The 24,324-nt window shown below is 62.1% G+C and carries 23 protein-coding genes and 3 pseudogenes; 12 read left to right on the top strand and 14 right to left on the bottom strand.

Annotated elements, in window-relative coordinates:
- Nucleotides 1-268 precede the first annotated feature (268 nt).
- The 4 genes from AC1DO7_RS23860 to AC1DO7_RS23845 all read right to left on the bottom strand — a co-directional run bounded on the left by AC1DO7_RS23860 (nucleotide 269) and on the right by AC1DO7_RS23845 (nucleotide 5,313).
- On the bottom strand, nucleotides 269-1,618 hold the full coding sequence (locus AC1DO7_RS23860; RefSeq protein ID WP_477116635.1) for an acetyl-CoA carboxylase biotin carboxylase subunit: 1,350 nt from the start codon (nucleotides 1,616-1,618) through the stop codon (nucleotides 269-271).
- 13 nt (nucleotides 1,619-1,631) lie between these two features.
- Nucleotides 1,632-3,164, bottom strand: coding sequence for an acyl-CoA carboxylase subunit beta (locus AC1DO7_RS23855; RefSeq protein WP_441623757.1), 1,533 nt, complete (start codon nucleotides 3,162-3,164; stop codon nucleotides 1,632-1,634).
- Between the two features lie 20 nt (nucleotides 3,165-3,184).
- Nucleotides 3,185-4,144 (bottom strand): Bug family tripartite tricarboxylate transporter substrate binding protein, encoded by a 960-nt coding sequence (locus AC1DO7_RS23850; RefSeq protein WP_441623755.1) that lies wholly within the window; start codon nucleotides 4,142-4,144, stop codon nucleotides 3,185-3,187.
- A 131-nt stretch (nucleotides 4,145-4,275) separates the two neighbouring features.
- Complete coding sequence (locus AC1DO7_RS23845) at nucleotides 4,276-5,313, bottom strand: FAS1-like dehydratase domain-containing protein (RefSeq protein WP_441623754.1); 1,038 nt, start codon at nucleotides 5,311-5,313, stop codon at nucleotides 4,276-4,278.
- Between the two features lie 52 nt (nucleotides 5,314-5,365).
- Between AC1DO7_RS23845 and AC1DO7_RS23840 the strand changes: the two genes are divergently transcribed.
- Nucleotides 5,366-5,830 (top strand): MarR family winged helix-turn-helix transcriptional regulator, encoded by a 465-nt coding sequence (locus AC1DO7_RS23840; protein ID WP_441623752.1) that lies wholly within the window; start codon nucleotides 5,366-5,368, stop codon nucleotides 5,828-5,830.
- A gap of 36 nt (nucleotides 5,831-5,866) precedes the next feature.
- On the opposite strand, the gene AC1DO7_RS23835 is transcribed toward AC1DO7_RS23840, so the two are convergent.
- Genes AC1DO7_RS23835 through AC1DO7_RS23815 form a run of 5 tightly spaced genes read right to left on the bottom strand, consistent with a single transcriptional unit; the run spans nucleotide 5,867 to nucleotide 10,728 of the window.
- Complete coding sequence (locus AC1DO7_RS23835) at nucleotides 5,867-7,447, bottom strand: acyl-CoA carboxylase subunit beta (RefSeq protein ID WP_441623750.1); 1,581 nt, start codon at nucleotides 7,445-7,447, stop codon at nucleotides 5,867-5,869.
- A 10-nt stretch (nucleotides 7,448-7,457) separates the two neighbouring features.
- Entirely contained in the window at nucleotides 7,458-7,679 is a 222-nt protein-coding gene (locus AC1DO7_RS23830; protein WP_441623749.1) for a biotin/lipoyl-binding carrier protein, read from the bottom strand.
- A 55-nt stretch (nucleotides 7,680-7,734) separates the two neighbouring features.
- Nucleotides 7,735-8,958, bottom strand: coding sequence for a CaiB/BaiF CoA transferase family protein (locus AC1DO7_RS23825; protein ID WP_441623747.1), 1,224 nt, complete (start codon nucleotides 8,956-8,958; stop codon nucleotides 7,735-7,737).
- Between the two features lie 21 nt (nucleotides 8,959-8,979).
- The gene (locus AC1DO7_RS23820; protein ID WP_441623745.1) at nucleotides 8,980-9,975 is read right to left on the bottom strand and encodes a Bug family tripartite tricarboxylate transporter substrate binding protein; all 996 of its coding nucleotides are present in this window, start codon (nucleotides 9,973-9,975) and stop codon (nucleotides 8,980-8,982) included.
- Nucleotides 9,976-10,014: 39 nt separating this feature from the next.
- Complete coding sequence (locus AC1DO7_RS23815; protein WP_441623743.1) at nucleotides 10,015-10,728, bottom strand: GntR family transcriptional regulator; 714 nt, start codon at nucleotides 10,726-10,728, stop codon at nucleotides 10,015-10,017.
- A gap of 351 nt (nucleotides 10,729-11,079) precedes the next feature.
- On the opposite strand from AC1DO7_RS23815, the gene AC1DO7_RS23810 reads away from it, so the two are divergent.
- From AC1DO7_RS23810 to AC1DO7_RS23800, 3 genes are all read left to right on the top strand, one after another.
- The gene (locus AC1DO7_RS23810) at nucleotides 11,080-11,424 is read left to right on the top strand and encodes a tyrosine-type recombinase/integrase (RefSeq protein WP_441623742.1); all 345 of its coding nucleotides are present in this window, start codon (nucleotides 11,080-11,082) and stop codon (nucleotides 11,422-11,424) included.
- A 79-nt stretch (nucleotides 11,425-11,503) separates the two neighbouring features.
- Nucleotides 11,504-11,881 (top strand): type II toxin-antitoxin system RelE/ParE family toxin, encoded by a 378-nt coding sequence (locus AC1DO7_RS23805; protein ID WP_441623740.1) that lies wholly within the window; start codon nucleotides 11,504-11,506, stop codon nucleotides 11,879-11,881.
- Nucleotides 11,874-12,179 (top strand): helix-turn-helix domain-containing protein, encoded by a 306-nt coding sequence (locus AC1DO7_RS23800; RefSeq protein ID WP_441623738.1) that lies wholly within the window; start codon nucleotides 11,874-11,876, stop codon nucleotides 12,177-12,179. The genes AC1DO7_RS23805 and AC1DO7_RS23800 overlap by 8 nt, the downstream gene beginning before the upstream one ends.
- Before the next feature lie 923 nt (nucleotides 12,180-13,102).
- On the opposite strand, the gene AC1DO7_RS23795 is transcribed toward AC1DO7_RS23800, so the two are convergent.
- Both AC1DO7_RS23795 and AC1DO7_RS23790 read right to left on the bottom strand, forming a co-directional pair.
- Nucleotides 13,103-13,576 (bottom strand): ProQ/FinO family protein, encoded by a 474-nt coding sequence (locus AC1DO7_RS23795; RefSeq protein ID WP_441623737.1) that lies wholly within the window; start codon nucleotides 13,574-13,576, stop codon nucleotides 13,103-13,105.
- A 121-nt stretch (nucleotides 13,577-13,697) separates the two neighbouring features.
- Nucleotides 13,698-13,907: pseudogene (locus AC1DO7_RS23790) on the bottom strand (tyrosine-type recombinase/integrase); the annotation flags it as partial.
- Between the two features lie 174 nt (nucleotides 13,908-14,081).
- Between AC1DO7_RS23790 and AC1DO7_RS23785 the strand changes: the two are divergent.
- Complete coding sequence (locus AC1DO7_RS23785) at nucleotides 14,082-14,429, top strand: hypothetical protein (RefSeq protein ID WP_477116634.1); 348 nt, start codon at nucleotides 14,082-14,084, stop codon at nucleotides 14,427-14,429.
- Between the two features lie 216 nt (nucleotides 14,430-14,645).
- Here the strand turns inward: AC1DO7_RS23785 and AC1DO7_RS23780 are convergent.
- Together AC1DO7_RS23780 and AC1DO7_RS23775 are read right to left on the bottom strand one after the other, a co-directional pair.
- Nucleotides 14,646-14,949, bottom strand: a pseudogene (locus AC1DO7_RS23780) (tyrosine-type recombinase/integrase); the annotation flags it as partial.
- A gap of 30 nt (nucleotides 14,950-14,979) precedes the next feature.
- On the bottom strand, nucleotides 14,980-15,126 hold the full coding sequence (locus tag AC1DO7_RS23775) for a hypothetical protein (protein ID WP_441623734.1): 147 nt from the start codon (nucleotides 15,124-15,126) through the stop codon (nucleotides 14,980-14,982).
- Nucleotides 15,127-15,357: 231 nt separating this feature from the next.
- On the opposite strand from AC1DO7_RS23775, the gene AC1DO7_RS23770 reads away from it, so the two are divergent.
- The 4 genes from AC1DO7_RS23770 to AC1DO7_RS23755 all read left to right on the top strand — a co-directional run bounded on the left by AC1DO7_RS23770 (nucleotide 15,358) and on the right by AC1DO7_RS23755 (nucleotide 21,029).
- Nucleotides 15,358-16,956 carry a SagB/ThcOx family dehydrogenase gene (locus AC1DO7_RS23770; protein ID WP_441623732.1) on the top strand — a complete coding sequence of 533 codons (1,599 nt, stop codon included), beginning with the start codon at nucleotides 15,358-15,360 and terminating at the stop codon, nucleotides 16,954-16,956.
- A 233-nt stretch (nucleotides 16,957-17,189) separates the two neighbouring features.
- A complete protein-coding gene (gene mgtA, locus AC1DO7_RS23765) occupies nucleotides 17,190-19,763 on the top strand; it encodes a magnesium-translocating P-type ATPase (protein WP_441623730.1) in 2,574 nt (857 codons plus the stop codon).
- 114 nt (nucleotides 19,764-19,877) lie between these two features.
- On the top strand, nucleotides 19,878-20,195 hold the full coding sequence (locus AC1DO7_RS23760; RefSeq protein ID WP_441623728.1) for a hypothetical protein: 318 nt from the start codon (nucleotides 19,878-19,880) through the stop codon (nucleotides 20,193-20,195).
- Nucleotides 20,196-20,693: 498 nt separating this feature from the next.
- On the top strand, nucleotides 20,694-21,029 hold the full coding sequence (locus AC1DO7_RS23755) for a hypothetical protein (protein ID WP_441623727.1): 336 nt from the start codon (nucleotides 20,694-20,696) through the stop codon (nucleotides 21,027-21,029).
- A 286-nt stretch (nucleotides 21,030-21,315) separates the two neighbouring features.
- Here the strand turns inward: AC1DO7_RS23755 and AC1DO7_RS23750 are convergent.
- Nucleotides 21,316-22,169 (bottom strand): annotated as a pseudogene (locus AC1DO7_RS23750) (tyrosine-type recombinase/integrase); the annotation flags it as partial.
- Between the two features lie 143 nt (nucleotides 22,170-22,312).
- Between AC1DO7_RS23750 and AC1DO7_RS23745 the strand changes: the two are divergent.
- The 3 genes from AC1DO7_RS23745 to AC1DO7_RS23735 form a co-directional block, all read left to right on the top strand.
- Nucleotides 22,313-23,374 carry a DNA-binding protein gene (locus AC1DO7_RS23745; protein WP_441623725.1) on the top strand — a complete coding sequence of 354 codons (1,062 nt, stop codon included), beginning with the start codon at nucleotides 22,313-22,315 and terminating at the stop codon, nucleotides 23,372-23,374.
- A gap of 195 nt (nucleotides 23,375-23,569) precedes the next feature.
- On the top strand, nucleotides 23,570-23,830 hold the full coding sequence (locus tag AC1DO7_RS23740) for an H-NS histone family protein (protein ID WP_441623723.1): 261 nt from the start codon (nucleotides 23,570-23,572) through the stop codon (nucleotides 23,828-23,830).
- A 258-nt stretch (nucleotides 23,831-24,088) separates the two neighbouring features.
- Nucleotides 24,089-24,324 (top strand): hypothetical protein (locus AC1DO7_RS23735; RefSeq protein ID WP_477116633.1); only part of this gene is annotated, 236 nt, incomplete at its 3' end.

Genomic DNA, 24,324 nt, shown 5'->3' with positions numbered 1-24,324 from the left:
GCGATAACAGTTCCTGTCTTTCTTTCTTCGCCAACTTCACTGGCGTTGCATGGCGGCCTCGACTCATCCCGCCATGATATCCGAGGCGATTATTTATTCAAGCTATTTACGGGATGTTGTACTAGCGGTGCCGGGGAGGCGCCAGAACGAATCGATGACGCCCTGAGGCGGCGCCGCTTCGTTGGAGTTTGACGCCGATGCCCCGGCGAAGGCGAGGCATTCACGGTCTGGGCGTTCCGCTCGAACTATGCCATTCTCAGCGCCACAATCAAGTCTTTTGCGATACGAGCAGATCGTTGATCAGACCGGTGTGCAGTTCGCCTGCGAGCCAGGGAGCGTAAGCCAGCATGCGCTGTAGCAACGGCAAGTTGGTTTTGACGCCAACAATGTCGGTTGCGGACAATGCCTCGCGTGCCAGCGCGATCGCTGCTTGCCGATCTGAAGCATGGACGATGATCTTGGCGATCATGGGGTCGTAGTAGGGACTGACCGTATTGCCTTCCGCATAGCCGGTCTCGACGCGAATTCCCGGGCCCGACGGCAGATGGAATACCTGCAGGGTGCCTGGCGAGGGGAAGAAGCGCACCGGATCCTCGGCGTAGATGCGCAGTTCGATAGCATGGCCCTCTACCCGAACCGGCGCGGACAGGACATCACGTAGATACTCCCCGGCGGCCAAGCGGATCTGGGCCTCGACCAGATCGATGCCGGTCACCGCTTCAGTCACAGCGTGCTCAACTTGCAGGCGGGTGTTCATCTCAAGAAAACTGTAGCTACCATCGCTGCCGCGCAGCATCTCGACCGTACCGATGACGTCGTAGCCCAGCTTGCCCAGCAGACGGGCCACCCGGTTGGCGATCTCGTCCGCTTCGCCGGGCGGCAGGGCCGGCGCACACGCTTCCTCGATGACTTTCTGGTGACGGCGCTGCACCGAGCAATCGCGCTCAAACAGATGGCGAGCGTTCCCGTGCCGGTCGGCCAGAATCWGGAATTCGATATGCCGTGGCCGTTCGAAGAGTTGCTCGAGATAGACATCGCCGTTGCCGAAGCTGCGTTGGGCCAAGGCCCGTGCGCGCGTCACCGCCTCGACCAGCGAGGTGGGGTCCTGCGCGGCGACCATGCCGATACCGCCGCCACCGCCGGCGGGCTTCACCAGCACCGGGTAGCCCACGGCTGCGCCGGCTGCTTCAATATCTCGGGGATCTTCGCCGACCACTTCAGAGGACCGGCACATTGGCATGCCATGCTCGGCCATCAGCGTACGCGCCCGCGTCTTATGGCCCATGGCATCGATCCAGTGCGGGCTCGGGCCGATGAACGTCAGTCCGGCAGCCTCCACGCTTCTCGCAAAGCCTGCATTTTCGGACAGAAAGCCGTATCCGGGATGCACGGCATCGGCGCGCGAGCGGCGCATCACGTCGAACAGGGCGCCTTCGTTTAGATAGCTTTGCACTGCCGGCCCTGGGCCAATGCAGTAAGCTTCATCCGCCTGTTGGACGTAAGGAAAATCGCGGTCGGCTTCGGAGTAGACTACGACCGAGCGCAGCCCCATTCGTTGCAGGGTGCGCAGCACGCGGGCAGCCACGGCCCCCCGGTTGGCAATCAGTACGGTTCGCATGGATTGGTCTCCTTTAGTAGCTGGTGGGCCAGGTGCGCATGAGGTGCTGACCCACGCCTCCAGTGAGCCGCAGCCGGTGTACTTCGAGCAAGCGCGACAGCGTTTGGCGCGTATCGACCGGGTTAATGACCATGTGCGCCGAGTAAGCTGCGCCCATGTCCCAGGCGGAGGTGTCGCTCTCCATCTGGCGCAGGAGGGTGGCGTAGAGTTCGGGGTCATCTTCTTGCTTCACGCCATGCACGATAGTGACGCCAGAACGCGGGTCCATGAAATTGACTTCGGCGGATACCCAGGCAATCAACTCGTCGGCATTACCGGCGCCGCCCATGTTGAGCACGGCCTGACCATACGATTTGCGCATAATGATGGCAATCTTCGGCACAGTGACCAGCGAGAGGGCATTCATCCAGTTCATCACCCTGCCGACGGCGCCGCGGCGCTCGCCTTCGATGCCGATCAGGAATCCCGGCTGGTCAGTCATGAAGACCAACGGAATATTGAACGAATCGCACAGCACCATGAAGCTGGTTGCCTTGTTGCACGCGTCGACATCGATAGCGCCGCCTTTGGCGATCGGATTATTGGCGATGACCCCCACACTTCGACCGTCGATGCGGGCCAGTGCCGTCACCACCGACTTGCCGTAGCGGGCCTTCAGTTCGAACATGCTGCCCTTGTCGACGATCAGCGGAATGATCTTGCGCACGTCGTAGACCCGAGTGCGGGACTCGGGAACGATGTCGAGGATGCGATGCGCTTCATTGCCAGAGCCTGCGGGCACCGGGTGCACCGGGGGGGCTTCGTTGTGGTGGCTGGGCAGGTAGGACAGAAAGCGTTTGACCGCATCCAGAGCCTCTTCATCTGTATCGGCTGCCATGTCCACAAGGCCCGATACGCCAGTCAGCATCTCCCATCCGCCCAAAGCCTCAGGATCGACTTCCTCGCCGATCGCCATTGAGGTGAGCTTGACACTGGACACGGCCATGACGGCGCCCTTGCGCATGACCGAAAAATCCGCCAACGCTGCATACCAGCTTGATGAGCCATAACAATGTCCGAGCACGGCGGAGGCCCACGGGGTCTCACGAGTGCGCAGGTATTGCGTTGGACGGTCGCCTGAGCCAATGCCGCGTGCGCCCATGGTATCGGGCATGCGAGCGCCAGTGGACTCGCCGAGAAAGACCATTGGCAGGCCGCGCCGGGTCGCCATGGATTTCATATGCGCGATCTTGTTGCCATTGACAGTGCTGCTCGACGCGCCAAGCACCGTGAAATCATTCGAAACCAGGGCGACGTCGCGGCCATCCAGGCGCGCGTAACCAGCGATCTTGCCATCGGCGGGGGATCGGTCGCGGACCTCGGGCCGGTACGATGTGGCAAGCAGGCCAGATTCCAGGAAGCTGCCCGCGTCCACCAGGTAATCAATGCGCTCGCGTGCGTTCATGACGCCTGCGGCTTTGCGGTGTGCAAGCTTTTCCTGGCCACCCATCTGCCGGGCGCGCGCCTCGCGTTGTGAGAGTTCGTCGATCAGCGATTCGAATGCCATTCCTGTGTCTCCCCTGTTGCTCATCGTTTGAAAAGTGCCGGGTTTGCTGCGACGAACCGGCTGGCGGAGGCGCCTTCGGTGACCAGCAGTGCGGCCAGTTCCGCCGGAGTCGACGCCTCAAGCTGGTAGCCCTCGCTGGTCAGTTGCCTGTTGATCGCGGGATCCTCGACAAACTGCCGGGACAGGGCAGCCATGCGCGAGATAATCCGCTCCGGCGTTCCAGCGGGAGCGAATACGCCGTACCAGTTCGAGAAAACCGCGTCAGACATGCCGCTCTCCTTCAGAGTCGGCACATCGGGGAACGCCGCGCTGCGCGTTGCCGAACTGACCGCAAGCGGCCGCAGCTTGCTACCGCGCACGAATGGGGCCAGTACCGGTACGTTGGCAATCACCATATCCACCTGCCCACCTATGGCATCGCCGGAGGCCTGCGCGCCCCCCTTGTAAGGAACATGGTTAAGGCGGATCTTCGAGCCTGAGTTGAGCAACCCTACCTGCAGTACTAGCGAGGCGCTGGAGATCGAGTAGCGCTCGGGATTGCCGCGGGCCAGCGTGATCATGTCCGTGATACTTGACGCCGCAAAATTGTTGTTTGCGGCGATCAGGCACGGCACGCGGGTCAGCAGGCTTACCGGCGCCAGTTCCTTCTGTGGGTCGAATGTCGGAACGGGGCCGGTAAACCGGTTGGTAGCCAGGCCGTCGATGCCGATCAGGAATGTATAGCCGTCCGGCTCGGCCTTGGCGACTAGCTCGCTGCCGATGTTGGTTGAGGCGCCCGGGCGGTTCTCCACCACCACGGCCTGCGCGAGCTTCTTGCGCAGGAACTCCGCATACTCGCGTGCCAGCCTGTCATTGGTTCCGCCTGGCGCGTATGGCACGACAAGACGAATAGGCTTCGCTGGCCAGTCCTGCGCGGCTACGTGTCCCGTTACCAGGCTGGCAACGATCAGTGCTGCAAGTCCCCACAATCGCATCCTCATGTTGGTGTCTCCCAGGTGGTGAAAGCCAGCGTAGAAATGGCGTCACATAATGTCAAGTTACTTTACTAATGCAGCGTGCTACCTCCGTGTGTGTCGTCCTGCGGCACCACGCTCCGGGCCGCGAAAGATCTTTACATCAACCGATGCAAAATGGTCTGTCGCTCGTGAACCAGAAGCTGGCCGGCTGTCGTTTCGTAACGGTTCTCTGTATCGAAGACCAGCATGCGCTCTCCGCGACGGCCTGTCCTGCACCGCACGCCGGCCAGCCGACTGCTTGCCTGAACAATGTCACCCGGCCTCGCCAGAGCGTGAATGCAAGCGGTGGTGCCACCATTGAGCAACCCTTGGGGCGCCAGGCTGAAGCGTTTGGCAAACGTGCGGCCGACCTCGCATACCGCTTCGCGTCCCAATGCGCCTGGCTCCGTGTCGAGTTCATGCGCACCTGCCGGCCAGGACATCGCGTGCACCGGAAACAGGGCGGGAGCGACCAGGCCGCCGTGGACGCTGCTGCGCGCGGCGTGGGGATCGTGGTGATACGCGGGCAAGCCCATCACTGCTTCGGCGAATAGGCGCAAGCGGCCGGCTTCCACTGGGTTGAAGGAAACAATATGCTCGATCTCCGTGCCGATGTGGCGTCGGATCGATGCCGGCACATTTTCGTCGACGCCTTGCGATGCAATGCCCATTTGCAGTGGCTCGCGCGGCTCGATATAAAGCGTCGGAAGCGTTTGCGGTTTGTCAGCGTTGCTGACGGGCAGCAGAACCGTGGCAGTGCCTTCGGTGGTCGCGCTTCCAGTATCCACGTTGAACAGGTGCAGGTCGAGATGCACCGCAGTCACCCTTGCCTGGTGCTCCACAGCGCGAACCTTTCCTTCGCCGCGCAGCCGCTGGCCGACCAGGTCGGGACTACGGAAGCGGCAGGCAAGCCGCCACAGCCAGCTGTGTTCTCCATAAGCGCTTGTGGCGAGTTGCGCAAGGAACTGCTGCTTCAGCGCGCCGTTGATGACCGTGTCGGGAAGGTCTGCAACGTCCCGGGCATAGGCCCGGTCATAATGGATCTTGTCCCAGTTTTCCTGGGCGGCGCACCAGCGGACGATGTGGCTCGATGTGAGCGCGCCCTTATCGAGCGTCGGTAGGGCGGTACCGGGGCGAGAATATTCTGCGGACATTCTGTCAACCTGCTTTACCATGTGCACGCGTCAATCGGTTTCTGGAGATTCGATGATCGGTAACAAGCAACTCGCACGGTTGCAACGTTCGCGGCAACGTGGCTTGAGCCGATTGCTTCTGCTGGCGCGGCGCAACTTCCTCGCCCGCGTGTCGGCGTCACTCGAGGGCTCTGGCCTGCCGGCCGTGCCGGATGCCTGCGTGATGGTGCTGCCCTACATCGACCTGGACGGTACACGCAGTACCGTGATCGCCCAGCGCGCCGGTACCACGCGGCAGGCCGTCTCGCAGGTGGTGGCCACGCTTGAGCAACTGGGCCTGGTCAGAAAGCACGTCGACGAGGCGGATGCGCGCGCGTTGATCGTCGCCTTCACGCCCGCTGGACTGGACTACCTTGTGCAAATGCATGCCGTGATCGATCGGATTGAGCAGGAGATTGCGCAGAGCATTGGCAACCGCGAAATGGAAATCGTACGCCGCACACTGGAGCTGATGGCGTACGGCGGGCAGGACGGATGAGGCTGTTCCGGCCGCGCGCTGCACGCCATCGTTGCGCTAAGGCCGGACGCCAGGTTTCAGCTTCGGCCCAAGCGTGGTCTTCAAGGCAATTTGCGCCGCATCGATGAACCGGCTCAGGGTGTAGCGGGTTTCGCGCGGGTCGATGATGTCTTCCACGCCAAAGGCTTCCGCGGTGCGGTAGGGCGAAGCGAGCTGGCGCAGCCGGTGCTCGATCTCGCGTTCCTTGGCCGCTGGATCCGGCGCATCAGCGATCTCCCGGCGAAATGCCGCAGCCACACCACCTTCGATCGGCAGAGACCCCCATTCCGCAGTCGGCCATGCCAGCTTGAGTCCCAAGCCATTCTTGTCAGTCGCGGCCATGCCGGCCATGCCGTAACACTTGCGGATCACAACCGTGGCGATTGGCACAGTGGCCTGAAGACTCACGAAGACGCTGCGCATACCTTCCCGCAAGGTACCTTGCGCTTCGGCATCGCGGCCCACCATGAAGCCTGGCACATCCACCAGGAAGACCAGCGGGATATGGAAGGTGTCGCAGAGTTCGATGAAATGCGTTTGCTTGCGTGCAGCTTTGGCATCGATAGCGCCGCCATAGGCCATGGGGTTGCTGGCCACTACGCCTACCACCTTGCCGTTGAGCCGCGTCAGGCACGTGATCACGGCTTTGCCATAAGTGGGCTGAATCTCGAAGAGAGTGCCGCGGTCGAAGACCATGCGGATGATCTTGCGCATGTCATAGGCCTTGCGGCGATCGGTCGGCACGATCGTCGCGAGTGCCTCGTCCCGTCGGTCGACGGGATCGTCGCAGGCGGTGACAGGCGGGAGTTCCCACACATTCTGCGGCATGTACGACAGGTAGCGCCGGATCATCTCGAAGCAGTCCGCCTCGCTGTCGACGGCGTTGTCGACCGCTCCAGCCAGGTCGACGGCAATCTTTGCGCCCCCCAGCTCGTCCTTGGAAATTTCTTGGCCGAGCGAGCGCTTCACCACCGGTGGTCCGGCTGCGAAGATCTGGCTGGTGCCGTTGACCATGACCGACCAGTGCGAAAGGATGGCCCGCCCCGCCGGCCCGCCTGCCGCGGTTCCCAGCACGGCACATACCACGGGGACTTGGCCGAGCAGTGCCGCGGAGGTTTCAAAGCCATGAACTCCCGGGAAGACGGTATGGCCGCGCTTCTGCGCGGAGGTGACACTACCACCCACTCCATCGATGAGATTGACCAATGGAATCTTGTAGTGGAGGGCGAGTTCCTCCACGAATCCGCCCTGTCCGCCTTTCTTGCGGTCGCCGCTCCAGCTTGCGCCGCCCCTGACGGTGTAGTCCTCGCCGCCGATGGCGACCGGCCGGCCGTCCACCGTTGCCAGGCCCATCACATACGGCGCGGGCGTGACCTTGACCAGCACGCCGTTCTCGTCGTAGTGGCCCTGGCCAGTCAGCCGGCCGACCTCATGGAACGAGTTGGCATCCGCGAGCGCATCGATGCGCTCGCGCACGGTCAGCTTTCCGGCGGCATGATGCCGCTCGACGGCCTCGGAGCCGCCCAGCGCAAGGCTAAACTCGCGTCGCCGCTCGAGCTCGAGAAGGTCTTCCGAGGGAATTGTTTGACTCATGTCCATCGCCATCTCCTCAGGCCGGTTCGACCACGGCAAGTATTTGTCCCTCGGCGATGGATTCGCCCTCCTTGACCAGCACCTCGGAAACCTTACCTGCGTGCGTGGCTTCGACCGGGATCTCCATCTTCATGGATTCAATGATGAAGAGCACGTCGCCTTCATCCACGGTCTGCCCCGATGCGCATTCGCATTTCCACACCGAACCGACCACTTCAGATTTCACATTGACACTCATGAGTCCATCCTTTTCTTTCGGCAGAGAGAAAGTACAGAGGTTGGGAATTCCGGGATCAACGGGCCAGCTGCTCGTCGAAGATGACGCCCCGTGAGTGCAGGCCCGCCAGTGATTCCGCGCTCATGCCGAGCATGCGGCGCAGCACCGCTGCCGTGTCGGCGCCGGTGTCGCGGCCCAGCGTGTCCACATGGCCTGGCGTATCGGACAGGCGCGGCGTCACGTTCGGCACCGCCACCATGCCAAGCCGGTCATGGGGCCGGCGCGTGATGGTTTCACGAGCGCGGAAGTGCGGGTCGGCGAAGACATCGTCGATGTTGTAGATCTTCGCGTGCGGAATATCGTGTGCGGCCAGCAGGCGGTGAGCTTCCTCATAGCTGCGTGCGCCGACCCATTCCTGCACCAGGGCATCCACTTCATCGCTGTGCTGGCTGCGCAGCCGGTTGCTGACGTAGCGCGGGTCGTCTGCCAGCCCGGGAGCGCCAAGTGCGGTGCACAGGCGGCGGAAGATAGGATCGGCCAATGCTGCCACGTGGATGAAGCAGCCATCGGCTGACTGGTACAGGTTGTTAGGGCTGGAGCCTGGCAGGCGCGATCCGGCACGCTCCGCGACCACCCCGAGCTGGTCGTAGGCCATCACATGGGGTTCCATAAAGCTGAACGCGCATTCCGCCAAGGCGGTGTCTACGATCTGGCCCTTGCCGGTGCGGTGCCGAGCCTCCAGTGCAAGCATGCCGCCGAAAGCGCCATACAGTCCGGTGACGTAGTCCGACAGGGAGGTGGCCACGCGTGCCGGCGGCCGGTCCGGATCGCCCGTGATGGAACGGAGCCCGCTGAGGGCTTCGCCGATGACGCCGTAGCCTGGTTGCCGGCTGTACGGGCCATCCTGGCCGTAGCCACTGATGCGGATCATAATGAGGCCGGGATTGGACGCGCTCAGCGCCTCGTAAGACAGGCCCCAGCGCTCCAGCGTGCCGGGCCGGAAGTTCTCGATGACGAAGTCTGCCTTGTCCACCAGCTGGCGCAGCAGCGATTGCCCCTCCTCGTTGCGCAGGTCAACCGAGATCAGTTCCTTGTTGCGGAACATCGACAGGGCGTAAAGCGAAACGCCGTCCTTGTGGCTGCCCATCGAGCGCAGGGCATCACCGTCAGGCGTTTCTACCTTGATGACACTGGCACCGAAATCCGCCAGCAGCCTGCCGCAGAATGGGCCGGCGACGGTGGATCCCAGTTCAATCACCGTGTAGCCGGAGAGGGGCTTGAGGCTTGCATCACGTTGCATGTCGGGACTCTCTGGAGCGCATCACTGGGGGGCGGTTACGTTGGCGGTCCTGACGACATCGCGCCACAACGCCACCTCCTTGTGCAGCATGTCGCGGAATCCCGCAACGCTACCGCCGCTCAGGTCGAGGCCACCGGCGGACTGCAGCCGCTGCCGTAACTCCGGGGAGGATTTGAGCAAGTCGTTGAATTCGCGGTTGACTCGCGCCACAATCTCCGGCGGCATGTCTTTCGGACCCATAAGGCCGAAGAACAGGCTGCCGTCGTAACCTTGCAGGCCGGCTTCTGCGAATGTCGGGACGTCTGGCGCAAGTGGGGAACGTGCCTGGCTTGAAATGGCGAGCGCACGGACGCGCTTGGCCTGGATGTTCGGCGCAGCGAGCAGGATGGTATCGGTCACCATATCAATCTCGCCGCCGAGTAGCGCGGCAATTGCCTGCGCGTTGCCCCGGTACGGCACGTGCGTGTACGACGTGCCGGTGAGCGTCGCCATATACTCGGTGGTGAGGTGGGTGGAGCCTCCTACGCCGGACGAGCCATAGTTGACTTTCTTCGGATGGCTACGCGCATAAGCGAGGAATTCCGCCAGGGATTTGGCGGGAAAGCCGTTGTTCACCAACAGGACGGTTGGCAGGCGGCCAATCAGCACGATGGGCGTGAGGTCCTTCTCAATATTGAACGAAAGCTTGGGGTAGACCGCCGGGTTGACGGCAATGGCACTGGAAACTGTCAGCAGGGTGTAGCCATCGGGTGCAGCGCGCGCGACCGCTTCAGCGGCTAAGCTGCCGCCTACTCCGGTCTTGTTTTCCACCACGATCGACTGGCCGAGTCGCTCCGAGAGGTGCTGCGCCACTACGCGCGCCACAATGTCCGTCGCACTGCCTGCGGAAAAGCCGACATACATCTTGATGGGGCGGCTCGGGTACTTGTCTTGCGCATGTGCCGGCGCGGGGGAAAGGGCCAGCCCGGCGAGCGCCAGAGCGGCTGCGCCTACGGCGCGATGGACGAACGACAGCATCGGGCAGGTCTCCTTTTCATTTTTATGGTCTTCTAGTGGTCAAACAATAAACTTGCGGTATTTGCTGAGATACTCCGCGGCTTCGCGCAGGCTTTGCCGGCGAATCGCCTCAGCTTTCTCTGCGTCGCGCTCCCGAAGCGCGGCCAGCACTGCCCTGTGGTGGGCCAAGCCCAGCTTGGCTCGGCCAGGCAGCACGATGGCGCGGCGAATCACCGCCTGCGTGCGCTCCATAATGGAATCCAGCATGCCTTGGATAATGGGATTCCCGGCGTTCTTGACGACGCGCTGCCGGAAGCGGTCGTAGCCATCCAGGTAGAAGTCGAAGTCGCCATTGTCCAGCGCGGTTTCCATCGGGGCGCCGAACAGTTCAATCAGGTCGTCCCATTCGCCAGGGGGAGCGAGTTGCGCGGCGAGCCGTACGCTCATGCCTTCGAGCGCCTCACGCGCACAGTAGATCTGCAGGATCTGTTCGAAGCTGATGCGGGTTACGATCGCCCCCCGGTTTGGAATCCTCTCAACCAGCCCGTGCTGTTCCAGCGCAGCAAACGCCTCGCGGATGCGCGGGCGCGTCGTGCCAAATTCCTGCGCCAGCTCTTGCTCAACCAGTTTCGTTCCCGGCAATAGATCGTGCCGTGCGATGCGCGCGCGCAGCTCCGCCGCGACGTCTATCGGGGAGGTTGCCTTTGCCGGGCCTCGGTCGGCTTTCTGGCCCGGTTCTTCCTGCTTACGGATGGTTCTTGCTGCCACGCTCATTAGTGCTCACCTCGTTATGTTGGATCAACTATAGGTCGCCACTCTGGAACAGTAAACCAATTTGTAATCTAGTTTGTAATCCAACTTGGTTACATAGCAGGATGCGCGGTGGGAAGAGCCTTTCTACGTGTTGGGCGCCAAGTGTTGCCGATCATTAATTCCGGCGGACCTTTGCGAAGCTTGACCGTTACGCACGGCATCCAGCGCAACCACGCACTGACGTGGACAGCGCTCGCTCCGCGGTGCGTACCTTTTGCCGAAGAAGAATGCAATTAATCGCCAGGATTTCTGACCCAACCTTAAACTGGGGTTTGGCAACACGGGGCCACCTGCCAGCGGAGCGCTGCGCGAATGTTCCGAGGGGGTGCCTGCACCGAAGTCCAACGGACCCGTATCCTGCTTCGTGTGGGTTTGCTCCACGGTCACCTGTTCCGGCACATCACGGCCACGCAGATGCTGGAGAACGGGGCGGACCTGCGCTTCATCCAGGCGATGYTGGGGCATGCGGAGCTGTCGACCACGCAGATCTATACCCACGTGGCCATCCGGCAATTGCAGCAGGTGCATGCGACGACGCATCCGGGTGTCAGCCGGCGGCGTGAGGCGGATGGCGAGGGCGGTGAGAGTGCCGGTCTTGATCAGCCCGATGTCGAAGCGGTGCTGTGGGCGGCGTTGGCCGACGAGCGCGACGATTAGGATCCCCGCGTGCCCCGGGTTGCTTGCCGGATTCTATCCATGGTACTCAGTGCTATATTTAGCTAAATAAGACTAGGGCGTGCATGCGACTCTTTACCACCCGGCTGTTCGACAGTGGGCAGCCAAAGAAGGGGTGACCGATGCTGTGTTGCGCGTGGCAGTCGCGGAAATGGCACAGGGCCTCGTGGAGGCGGATCTCGGTGGCCACGTGTACAAGAAGCGGGTGGGGTTGCCGGGTCGCGGAAAGCGCGGCGGTGCCCGCACCCTGCTGGCATTCCGGATTGGGGACCGGGCGGTCTTCCTCTACGGTTACGCCAAGAATGAGCGGGACAACATTGACGCGCAGGAACTCAAGGCGCTGAAGCGGTTGGCCGCCGAGGTGCTGGGTTGGACTGAGGCCCAGTTGGACGTGGCCCTGGCGCAGGGCAAACTGATCGAGGTGGTGAACCATGGCTAGCAAATTGTTGAAGACCCTGAATGAGACCGCGCGGGACTTCGCGGACGTTGGGCTCATCGATGCCCAGACCATGCGCGAGTTCGACGCGCTGTGCCTGCCGCCGGTGCGGGACTACACGGCCGACGAGATCAAGGCGCTGCGGCTGCGCACGCGTGCCAGCCAGGCTGTGTTCGCGGCCTACCTGAACACCAGCCCGACGACCGTCCAGAAATGGGAGCAGGGACAGAAGCACCCGAGTGGCCCGTCGTTGAAACTGTTGAACCTGGTTGAGCGCAAGGGCCTGGAGGCCCTCGCCTGAGCCGCTGACAGCGGGATGATCGGCGGGGCAGGCCACCGTCATCATTGAAGCCCTACCTCCCTACCCACCACCATCCCTCTCCCTGGCGCATTGCGAGGCCGTGCTCGCCAATTGATCTGAAGCGCCGCCTCCCTTCATTCCTTAGCTGCCTACCCCTAAAAACGCACATCGGGGCCGTTTGCGCCAAACGGCCCGGAACTGCCATGTGTCGCTGCCTGCAAAGCCCTGCGACATAACGCGGGGAGTGGCCAAACGCAGGGGGGAAATGCGTCAGGAAAGGCCACGTACTGGGTCGAGCCATCGAAGTAGCGCCAGGCTTGCTAGTGCAGTTCCGGTTGGAGGCAGCAGGCATTCCGGTCACCGGCCTGTGCACGCACACCGCGCCGCAAGGGCGCGATCAGCCCAGTGCTCGCGGCGCTTAGAATTCGGCGGATTTCATGCTGATGTCATGCGAAAACTTGAGCGAAGTGATGCGCGTCTACCGTAAAGCGCCGAATGAGCATTGGAACTGCTTCGCCACGCTGCAAATGCGCGCCGTTTGCGGATGAGTCACACGGTTCGTCCCCAAGCCGGTCGCCCACGAGTGAAGGGCTGGAACCGGAAGTCGGGCGCAACGACTCTTGGCCCCGTGGGTGCCTGGCGCTTAGGCTGGGCAGAGCTGGATCTCAACAGTTTATTCAGACATAGCCTTATGAATCCCGGGGATCCATCTCATCGAGGCTACGGGCGTGCTTCGGCTAACGTGACACCCATTAGTCGGCCAAAGAAGATCCGCTGACGCGGACCCCAGCCCCGACGCTCTGATCGGCGACGGCCTTGCATCGAACCAAGCAGCTCCGCGAGCGGTCATCAATTATCGTGGTGGCGCTTGGTCGGCGCACGAACCCCGCGCCAACGGCTCGGCACCCTCATCACAGATCAGATCAGTTGGGCTTCGGCGTGGTCGCGGGGCGAGATAACGCTCGCGCCGCACGCTGTGCTTGCAGTCCCTGCGCCCGGGTCGCATCGGCCGGTGCAACGTGTCCCGCTGCCTGCCCCGTCAAATCTAAGCGCGCGGCACCTTCCACCAGGCAGGTCCAGTAGCGCGTGCCGCGGCACCAGGTGCGGATTGCATCGCGCAACACCGACTCCGTCAGGCCAAGTTCCTGCACGTGCGGGACGAGATCCTCAAAGATGCCGATCTTGAGCGGCACCTTGGGCGCAGGATTCTTCGGAAAGGTTTGCGGGAACCGTTTCTGCAATTTCACGATGGCTTGCAGCACCGGATCGACGGGCTTAATGGGTTTTGCTGGGCGGGCCGAAGCCTTCGGGGGGGCGCGACGCGCCTTGGCCGGTGGCGCGGCCTTGGCTTGCTTTGCCAGTTGTTCCTTCAGTGCCGCCAGTTGTTCGAAGCCCATCGCGCCCAGCCATTAAATACGAGCTGAGATTGTAGCAGTCCCTCGCAATTCGCCGTGCCACCCACGCCGCCGCGCGGCATTGGCCAAGCCGGGCGTCCTGGTCAAGGCGAGCGAGCACCCGTCATCCTTCGCGCGTCCAGCCGATCTGGTGCCGTTCCTGTGTGGCCTGATGGCGGACATCGTCCTCCGTATGCAGGTAGGCACTGGTGGTCGATATGGAAGCGTGTCCGAAATTGTCCCTCACAAACCGCAGGTCCACTTGCTGGTCGGTCATGTGCGACCCCGCGGTATGGCGCAACCAGTGCGCCGATGCGCTGGCCAGCACCGCGGCGCTCCGCACCACGTCCGGATCGCGACATGTTAGCCAGTCATCCCTTTCCGGCCGCGGCACCCTCACAAATCATCCGATTCCGTGCCCAGGGCATGGAATCGCCTTATCGGTGGGTGCATGATTAGAGAGACTATTCAGCATTGACGGGCTGCAACGCACTCCGATCATCCTCCTATGAGATCCCGATCACTATCACCCAGATGGAGTCGTKTCTATATCCTGGATGCGGAGAACCGGCCTGTCCAGGTGTTGGACCAGGACGAGTGGTCGCGCTGGATGGCTGAAAACGAACTGATCTTCCGCCGCACACTGATGGAAGACTGCGGCGTCGTGGTCACTACCCGTTTCCGCGGGGTGTCCGAGCCAGCACCTAAGGACACACCGCTGTTCGTGACTCGTGTTGTTGGGAAGGTGGCGGAAGAAAACGAGAGCTACGGAGCCTGCACGCTTGAAGAGGCGCTGGAGCAACATGAACTGCTAGTGCAGAAACTCATTCGCGCATTGCGCGCCGCTCATCGCTAGATTGAGCCAGGATTTGAGCCGGCGCGAAGGTGTTCGGAATCCATCTCCGCTTGCCTCAAGGCATTCCTGCCGCCCATGGCAAAACGGCGCACCTGAGCGGTACGCCGTTGGAAAATTCACAATCTCGTTGGAAATTCCGCGTCATGAAACGGGATGTTTTCCATAAGTTCTTGCCCCCGGCGGAAATAAGAGGAAGGGCCAGCAGGGGGGCTAGCCCTAACGTGTCCACCCAATCCGGTGGTGTTCCTGCGTGGCCTCATGGCGCGCATCGTCCTCCGTATGCAGATAAGCGCTGGTCGTGGCGATGGAAGCATGCCAGAAATTGTCCCGCACAAAGCGCAGGTCGACCTGCTGGTCCGTCATATGCGACCCCGCCGTGTGGCGCAACCAGTGCGCCGACGCGCTGGCCAGTACCGCGGCCCGGCTTTCCCACTCGGGGCCGCGCGCGCAGGCGCTCGGCAGCCATCCCGAACACCTCCTTCAGCACCAGGTGCAGCGCGCCGCGTGACAAGGGTTTTTCCTTGCCGATGATCGGCTGCTTCGACGCGAACTAGCTCAAATCTGCAATCTGCTTGTTTTGCGGATCGAATTGACCGGGTTGCTCAGTCTTGCGACCTTCATCTGGTTGTTCACTCTGGCGCTTTCTCGATGTTGTCGAGCGCTTTTTCGGGGCCAGAGGTACGGGGGCGTACTTCATGAGTGCCTTGTCGTTGCTTATGGTCTGCTGTTAGTTTAAGAATACGCTTTTGCGACTAGATTCCCAACAAGGGTTACTCAACTGGTGGGCGCCCGACCAACTCCCTGCCAGTTGCGCCCACTGCCGAGGAAATGGCCCTCCCTGTACTTCGATGCGCTCACTTATCGCCGCGACGCCAGGTGGCCGAGAAGGATCCATAATACGAAATCGGCATTCCTGGGCTGAAGGCACATGAGCCGATTAACGCAGGTGTTGCTTGAATATCACGAACGCAGCAAGCATCGTATCAACCGCTACGCTCCCGGCCCCGGAGGGCTCGACTGGGCAACCCAGCCAGACCCGTTCCGGGCGTTTCAAGGCACACCGCGGATTGCTCTGCCATTGGTCGCGGACACATTGGCCGCACGCTACAACGAGCTGCGCTGCGGCACTCTGCCTCCCGCGCAAAGATTCAGTCTTCGTACCGTGGCAATCCTGTTTGAACTTTCACTCGGCCTGTCAGCGTGCAAATCCTCCGGTGCTCAGCGATGGTCACTGCGCTGCAATCCTTCGAGCGGGAATCTGCATCCGACCGAGGGCTATCTTTTGTGTCCGGCTCTGCCTGGCTTGGCTGGCGGGGTCTACCATTACCTGAGCCGCGACCATGTACTTGAGCATCGCGCTGAAGTGGATGATCCTCGATGGACCGAGGCGTTTGCAGGCGGCGGTATCCTGGTCGGCATCAGCTCGATTCACTGGCGCGAGGCGTGGAAATACGGAATGCGCGCATGGCGCTACTGCCAGCATGACTGCGGCCATGCTATCGCGGCAGTGAGTTACGCCGCGGCAGCTCTCGGCTGGCAGACGCGGCTGGTGGAGGCGGCTGCGGATGACGCGCTGGCCGCATTGCTTGGATTGAACCGCCGCGAGGATTTTGGACCGGCCGAACCAGAGGTGCCGGATGCCCTGCTTTGGATCGGGAATCTTGAAGCACAGCCGGACCCTGGGTGCCTGCAGGCTGCTTTGGATAAGGCGCACTGGTACGGATACGCGAATCAACTAAGCACGGGACATGAGAGTTGGCCGGACATCGATTCGATCCATCGCGCCACGCACAAGTCTCGTACTCGCGAACCGAGCTCGCTAGATCCGGAGCCGCAACTGTGGTCCGCGACGCCCGCCCTTGATCTGAGCTTTGCCCGAATCGCTCGGCAGCGCCGCAGCGCTGTGAGTTTCGATGGTACGACGCGCATCACCGCCGCGGCTTTTTTCGCCATGCTGGCATGCCTGTTGGTACGTAGCGATGCGCCACCGTGGAATACGCTGATGTCTCCAGTCGCGGTGCATCCGGCGCTATTGGTGCACCGCGTAGACGATCTGGAGCCGGGCCTGTATGTGCTAGTGAGACATTCCGGGGCGCTGCCTAGCCTCAAGCAGGCTATGCGCCCAGAATGGCTGTGGCAAAAGACTGGACCGGTCCATCTGCCGCTCTATTTTCTGCTGCCTTACGATTTACGCGCGGTGGCAAAGTTGATCTGTTGTCACCAGGACATCGCCGCCGATTCCTGCTTTGCGCTGGGAATGCTCGCAAATTTCGAAATCGCCCTGAAGCAACCATGGCGATATCGCCATCTTTTCTGGGAATGCGGCATCCTTGGCCAGGCGCTCTATCTTGAAGCCGAAGCATCCGGAGCGCGCGCTACGGGAATTGGCTGTTTTTTCGATGATGAAATGCACGCCATGCTGGGAATCAAGGATCACGCTTGGCAAAGCCTGTATCACTTTACCGTCGGGGGCGCCGTGGTCGATCAGCGCTTGTCTACATTTGCACCGTATGAGGTTCAGCCTTGATTCGAAAGTGCTACGTTCCAATTCGTGGGACAGGCACCTTGGCAAACTGAAAGCACCGCCGTCCAGGCAGCGAGCACGGTGGTATCCGCTATGGGAGCGTTGCACAAATGGCGAGCAACGCTACAACTTATACCACTACAAGTGGAGCCTCTAACGTCTCTCTTTGGAGGTACCGCGATGACAGAATGGCAAACTAGTGCTAATCCGCGACGCGCCGACCGGGGGGTACTGAAATGCAGGTAGATCCGAAGCTTCGCCCCTGGTGGCTTGATACGCTCACGGCCGGGACGGCGGACCTCGCCGCAGCCGCCACGGGCTTGTCAGGTGCGCAAGCCCAAGCCCGGCTCGCCAAATACGGACCAAACGTGTTCCGCGAGCGGCGGGGACAATCGCTGCTGCTGCAGTACTTCACCCGCTTCAAGAATCCGCTTGTCATCATCCTCCTCGTCGCCAGCGCGGTGTCCGCATTTACCGGGGAGCTCACAAATTTTCTTATCATCAGCCTTATCGTTCTGCTGAGCGTCACTCTGGATTTTGTCCAGGAGTACCGGGCCAACGCGGCAGCGGATAAGCTGCGGCAATCGGTTTCCGTACGGGCAAACGTAATGCGTGATGGCGAATCGCTGGAGATCCCGTTGACCCAGGTGGTGCCAGGCGACCTCGTATTGCTTTCAGCAGGGGATTTGATTCCGGCGGACGGACGAGTGCTGGAAGCATGCGACTTCTTCGTTAAGCAGGCGCTGCTCACCGGCGAATCTTACCCGGTGGAAAAGCGCCCAGGCGTCCTGTCCGATGGTGCCGTGGAACTTCAGGAGGCGACTAATGCAGTGTTCATGGGCACATCGGTGATCAGCGGCAGTGCCCGGATACTTGTGATCAAGACGGGAGTCGCCACTGCTATCGGGGAAATCGCCGACAGCATTTCGCGCCAGCCACCACCGACGTCGTTCGAACTAGGTGCCCGCCGCTTCGGCATGTTGATCATGCGGCTGACCATCCTGATGGTCATGTTTGTCCTGCTCGTGAACACCTTGTTTCACAAGCCCTGGCTAGAGTCCTTCCTGTTCGCAGTGGCCCTGGCTGTCGGTTTGACGCCGGAACTGCTACCCATGGTGGTATCGGTCACCTTGTCGCGGGGTGCGCTGCGCATGGCCGCGCGGCACATGATCGTGAAGCGTCTGGCAGCCATTCAGGACTTGGGTTCAATGGATGTCTTGTGCACAGACAAGACGGGCACGTTGACCGAAGCGAAGATCCATATGGAACGGCATGTGGATGCGGATGGCCGTCCCTGCCAACGGGTACTGGAACTGGCCTATCTCAATAGCTTCTTCGAAACTGGATTGAAGAGCCCGCTTGACGAAGCCATTCTCGACCACCAGCATATTGCAGTCGGAAACTGGAAAAAAATCGACGAGATACCGTTCGACTTCGAGCGTCGCTGCGTCTCGGTGCTCCTGGATAACGGCGAGACACGCTGGCTGGTGGTGAAAGGCGCATCCGAAGAGATCGTGGGGCTCTGCACGCATTACGAAGCAGAAGATACCGCATGCCAGCGGCCCATAGACGAATCTGCCCTGGCCGGCATTCAAAACCAGTACCGCGCGCTGGAAAAAGAAGGTTTGCGGGTGCTGGGCATCGCCTGGCGCCAGGTGCGGCCTGATCATCCTCATGCCGTTGTGGGCGACGAAAAAGAGCTTATCCTGGCCGGGTTCGCCGCTTTCCTGGATCCCCCCAAGGAGAGCGCCGCGTCCGCCCTGGCCGCGCTCAAGAACTCCGGCGTCGCGATCAAGATCGTTACTGGTGATAGCGACCTGGTAACGCAACATGTCTGCACCCAGTTGAACATTCCGATCACGGGGCTCCTGACTGGCAAGGAGATTGCCCAGATGGATGACCATGCTCTGCGCGCCCGAGCGGAAACCGCGAATCTGTTCTGCCGAGTCAGTCCGGCGCAAAAGGACCGCGTGATCCTTGCGCTCAAGGCCCGCGGCCATGTCGTGGGCTATCTGGGCGATGGCATTAACGACGCGCCGTCCCTAAACTCCGCAGATGTCGGCTTGTCGGTGGACTCGGCCGTCGACGTTGCAAAGGAGGCGGCGGATATGATTCTCCTGAAACATGACCTGCATGTAGTCCACGCGGGCGTTCTGGAGGGACGACGTACCTTTGGCAATATCATGAAGTACATCATGATGGGGACCAGTTCTAACTTCGGCAACATGTTCAGCATGGCCGGCGCCTCGTTGTTCCTGCCTTTCCTACCGATGCTGCCGACACAGATCCTGCTCAACAACATACTCTACGACATATCGGAAGTCCCAATTCCACTCGACGAAGTGGACGCCGTGGAAATTGTTGCCCCCCATGTGCTGGACTTGAATTTCATCCGCGACTTCATGCTGGTGATCGGCCCGATCAGCTCGCTTTTCGATTTTCTGACCTTCTACATCTTGATGGCCGTTTTGCAGGCGAACGAGCGGCAGTTTCAGACCGGCTGGTTCATTGAGTCGCTATGCACCCAGGTGCTGGTGATTTTTGTAATCCGCACTCGTGGCAATCCCCTCAAGAGCCATGCCCATCCTCTGTTGACGGCAACGTCGCTAGCGGTTGTGACCGTCGCGGTAGCGTTGCCGTTTACACCAATGGGATCGCACTTCGGATTTGTGCCACCACCTGTGCGCTTCTATTTCATTCTCGGTGCCATGGTGGTTGCATACCTGTTTCTCGTCGAGTTGGCCAAGCAGGGCTTCTATCGATGGTCAGCGGCGGCGAGGCGTCCGCGCAGATCTGCCACCTTGGTTTAGTCCGCTAGCCCGCGGGGTCAAGAGCAGTAGTTCGGCGCCCCTTGCGGGGCTTCCGGTGGTGGTGCGGYATTGCGCGTACACTCAAAATACAGGGACCATCATCGGAGGTACATCATGATCCATCACAACGATGAGCCTACTTTCCGTGGACTGCCATTGACCGCCGGACAAGACTCGGAAGTCCGGCACTACATAAAGAAGAAGACTCAGTTGGGTGATCCATGGGACACATCGGAACTGGCGGCGATGCTCGAAGACATGCTGCTGCCACCCGGCACGGAGGACGACAACCAGGGCGACTCCGCCATGGATACGCAGGCCGCCGCAGAGCGCGCCGCCACGTTCGTCAATCAGTCCATGGAGCCGATCGAGGCCTATGAGGAATGGAAGGCCGCCATGGAAATCGAGAGCATGAAGGGAAACAAGTGTTGATGCGCAACCGACCACGGAGCCGGTAGCAGCGGCCGACGAGCGCAGACGATCTCTTCTGAACCATCCGACACGCCCGGCGGCGGTCACTGGCCGCCTGGTGTTGTTGATGCTTTTACTCAACCTTGAACCGCCGTTTATGCGCGGTTTTACACCGCCGTCAACACCATCGAGACTCTGCTATTGCAAATGATCGATGACGAGGGCGGACCGCTCATCTGGCCACGCATCAGCGAGACCGAACGGAAGGCCTTCGATACCACTTCTCGGAAGCTCTATCGCTTCCTCCTGCGGGTTCAAGAACCGTAGTCACGTCAAGAAAACGACCCACAGATTTCCCCGACCAACCTTTATATCTAATCGCCGCCTTACGGCGTCGGGCCAAGAAAATTCCGCGTTTGCTCGCGGCAGACGCTGCCGTATAGTTGGTCAGGCAACAAGGGCCAACAGCGCCAGGGTAATCGCTCCTGACGTTTTTCTGATAGGGAGCGAGGAATCTATATGACGCACGCGCAGCAATCCGGACAATGGCAGGCCGCCGTCTGCTCGCTACTTAGCAAGCAACTGGGTCAGGATGCCGAGGAATATGTCGTGGAGGCCTTTGTCAAGAAGGGAGTTGCTATTGCGGGGATTCGCCGCAAGCGTGATGGTCATTGGCATAGGCACACGATCGGGCACGCCGTTGCTGACAAAGCCCAGCAGGAGGCTTCCATCGAATTGGCGTTTGAGGCGCTGCATAAAGCACTGCAAGCCGACAAAGGGGCCATGCGCAATTGGGTTACCCAAGCGCAATTGGGCGATCTTGTCGGCAAAAAGATGACGGAGACACACGTCTGAGCCCCGGGGCACCCGTGAGCGTGTCCGTACTGGGCTTGCAGGCCATGCAGGGTGCGGCTGGCGCTTGCCGGCCGCTTGTCATGTGTACCGAGCATGTCCAACAGCTCGGGGGTGCAAGTCCCCTATCCAACCTGATGGTGGTGAAGGATTAGCGAAGCGCAAGGGCGTCACCGCGAGGTGGGGTCTGAAGGAAGCGTGGAGCAAAGCCACGACCTGACGAACAGAAACCGGATGTGAGGCCTACCCGGCTGGACGAGCGAGCATGTGATCGCAAAGTCCATAGCCAGCGCAGGCGCTCGGCGGCCATCCCGAACACCTCCTTCAGTACCAGATGCAGCGCGCCGCGCGACAAGGGCTTTTCCTTGCCGATGATCGGCAGCACGATGGGGCGCGCCTCGCCCGGCAACGGCATCGGTGGCAGGCCGTACGCGTCGCGATAGCGCGCCAGTTCCACGATCAGTTCGTCCGTGGCGGGCACCAGCCGCGTCTTGTTGCCCTTGCCATAGAAGCGATCTGCAACAACAGCACCGTAAAGAGCCAGCGGCAGCGCGCCGCGTGCAGCCGCTCGCGCTCGGTGGCGGTGCCGTTCGCACCCGGCATCGCCTCGATCGTATCCCTGACCACCTGCCACAGCGCGTGGCTGAGGTAGCGCGTGACCCGCGGCTTGGACTGGTCGCGCCGGCTGCGTGGCCAGGGACAGCGGGTTGCCGGCGAGGTAGCCAGCGTCCACCAGCTAGGTGAACAGCGTATTGAGGATCACCATCGCATGCCGCGCGCTGGCCCGGGGAGAGCGAGCCGGCAAACGACCGCCAGTCCGGTGCGCCATACACGAGCTTCTTGCGCGACGTCATGACCCAGCGCCAGGCGGGTTGCGGATCGCCGAGGAAGCGCTCGTACCGCAGCACGTCCTCATGGGTGAGCGACGAAAGCAGCTTGCCCTGCTGCAGGACGGCCCACAGCAGCAAGCGCTCGACCTCGCGCCGATCGGTCCGCCGGGTGGCGGGGGGTGTCGGTATAGCGCGCCAGCCAGGCGGTGACGGCGGCCAGATCGTCGGTGGCCGAAATCTGCGAGATAGCGCGCGGCGGGCAGGCGCAGGCGCTCGGTGAAGGTGGCCAGCAGGGCGGCGAGGGGGCTTCCATGGATGAGGCGGTTGTCACTGAGTGGATGCGGCCATAACTCTAGACAGAAGCGTCGTTATGTCTAACTTAAGATACAAAAAGTTATATATGAAACGTATTACGTAGTAATATTTGTGAAATTCCTACGGGGTTTTCGCCTAGCCGTGACCGCCAGCCCTCCCGATAGTCCCGCTCGCCCGCCGGTCGACGCCGCTGCCGAGGCCACCCTCGCCGCCGAGGTGGCCGCCCTGCGCACCCAATTCCCCGAGACCCGCGCGCTCTACCGCGAGGTCTGCGGACTGCTCTTTTTCCGCTACGGCATCACCCCCACCGCCAACAAGCTCTATCAACTGGTGCGCAAGGGCAGCATGGGCACGCCGACCGAGGTGCTGGCGCAGTTCTGGACCGACCTGCGCGACAAGATGCGCGTGACCATTGACCACCCCGGGCTGCCGGACGCGCTCAAGGCGATCGCCGCCCATGCCGTGCAATCGATCTGGCAGGCCGCCAACGAGGCGGCCACCGGCGAGCTGGCCGCCTTGCGGGCCGAGGCACGGCTGCAGGCCAGCGAAGCCGAGGCCCAGCGCGACCACGCGCGCGCCGCGGTGGTGGTGGCCGAGCAGGAGACCGCCGCCGTCCAGGCCGACTTCGATGCCGCCCAGCAGGCGCGCGCGGCGCTCCAGGGCGAACTGGAGGCCGCGCGCCAGGCCCTCGCGGCCGCCCAGGCGCGTCAGGAGGAAGGCACGCGTCAGCTCGCAGCGCTGGAGCGGCAACTGCAGGCGCTACGTACCCAATTCTCGACCGAGCTGGAGCACACCCGCGAGCAGGTTGCCGTCGCCCAGGAGCGGGCCAGCGCCACCGAACGCCGCGCGCTGCGCGAGATCGACCAGGAACGCACGCTGCGCCAGAAGGGCGAGCAGGCGGCGGCGGACCTGCGCACCGACTTGGCGGCCGGGCAGGCGAGGGCGCAAGCCGCCGCCGTGGCCGGTGCCGAGGCGCGGGCGCGCTTGCAGGCCGAGCGCGACACGCTCGACCGGCAACTGGCGCAGGCCCAGCACGCGCTCGGACAAGGGCAGGCGGCACAAGACGCGCTGCGGGCCGAACTGGACGCGGCGCTGCGGCGGGCCGAGCGCGCCCAGGCGGAGGCCGTTGCGGCGCGCCATCTGGCGCCGGCCCGACGTCGGGCGCCGGCGATCAAAACCAAGTTCAGGCCGGGGCCGGCTTGAGGGTGGGGCGCCGAAAGGGGTCGGATGGCATTTATCCACCGCGCAAGGGGGACAAGCCTGTGGACAAGCCGCGCGGGGGCCGAGTGCCGACGGCGTCAACGGATTTGATTAAAATTTAAGCAAAGAGAGCGGGACACGCCTTCCCGGTGGCGCCACGCCGGATCGCTCGCCCCCCTAGATCTGTTCACCAACATTATGTCGATCGAAATCGAGCGCGCCGAAGCGATTACCTGGATCCGCATCCAGATGGCCCAGCACGGCCTCACCCTGGCCCAGCTGCAGGCGGCCGGCTGTTTTACGGAGCCGCCACTGGCGACGTTGCCCGGCGCGGTGCGCTATCGCAACGCGCACGGACAGGGCTGGGATGGCCACGGCGCCATGCCGGACTGGCTGCAGCGGGCGGTCAACGCCGGGCAGAGCGTGGAGCATTTCCGGATAACCGCGACGAAGCCATAGCCGACCACCGTCGCAGCGCCGGGGGCATCTTTCCGCGCGAAATCTGGCACTCACGCGGTGGTCGCGCCGGCCCGTGCCCCAGCCGCGGCGGCGCCGACCATGCCCGTTCCCGTTTTCTACACCCCGCGCCATCTGGCGAGCAGGCGGCCATGGACGCCCGCGGAATCGGCGACGAACGCAGGACAATCACTGCGCTGTTCGCCCACGTGACCGGCTCAACGGCGTTGGGTTTGAGTCGCCCGCTAACGTAGGCGGGGCTTGGGAGAGATCTCTTTCGAGTGCGAACCACGAAGTCAAAACCCGGCGCGTGCCGTCCTGAACCTGCCAGGCGAAAACCAACAGAGCAACACCGGAGTCTTTGCTATCACGCGACACGCTGGGCCGCCCATCGGCGAGCGGGACGCCGAGCGTCAGCCCCACGCGGCCACGCAGGCGCGCAAGGAAAAGGCAAGCGTGGCGCGCAAGGAAAAGGCAAGCGTCGGATCGATGTACTC

The sequence above is a fragment of the Cupriavidus sp. 05N40 genome (assembly GCF_056397305.1).
This window is presented reverse-complemented; position numbering and strand designations above follow the sequence as displayed.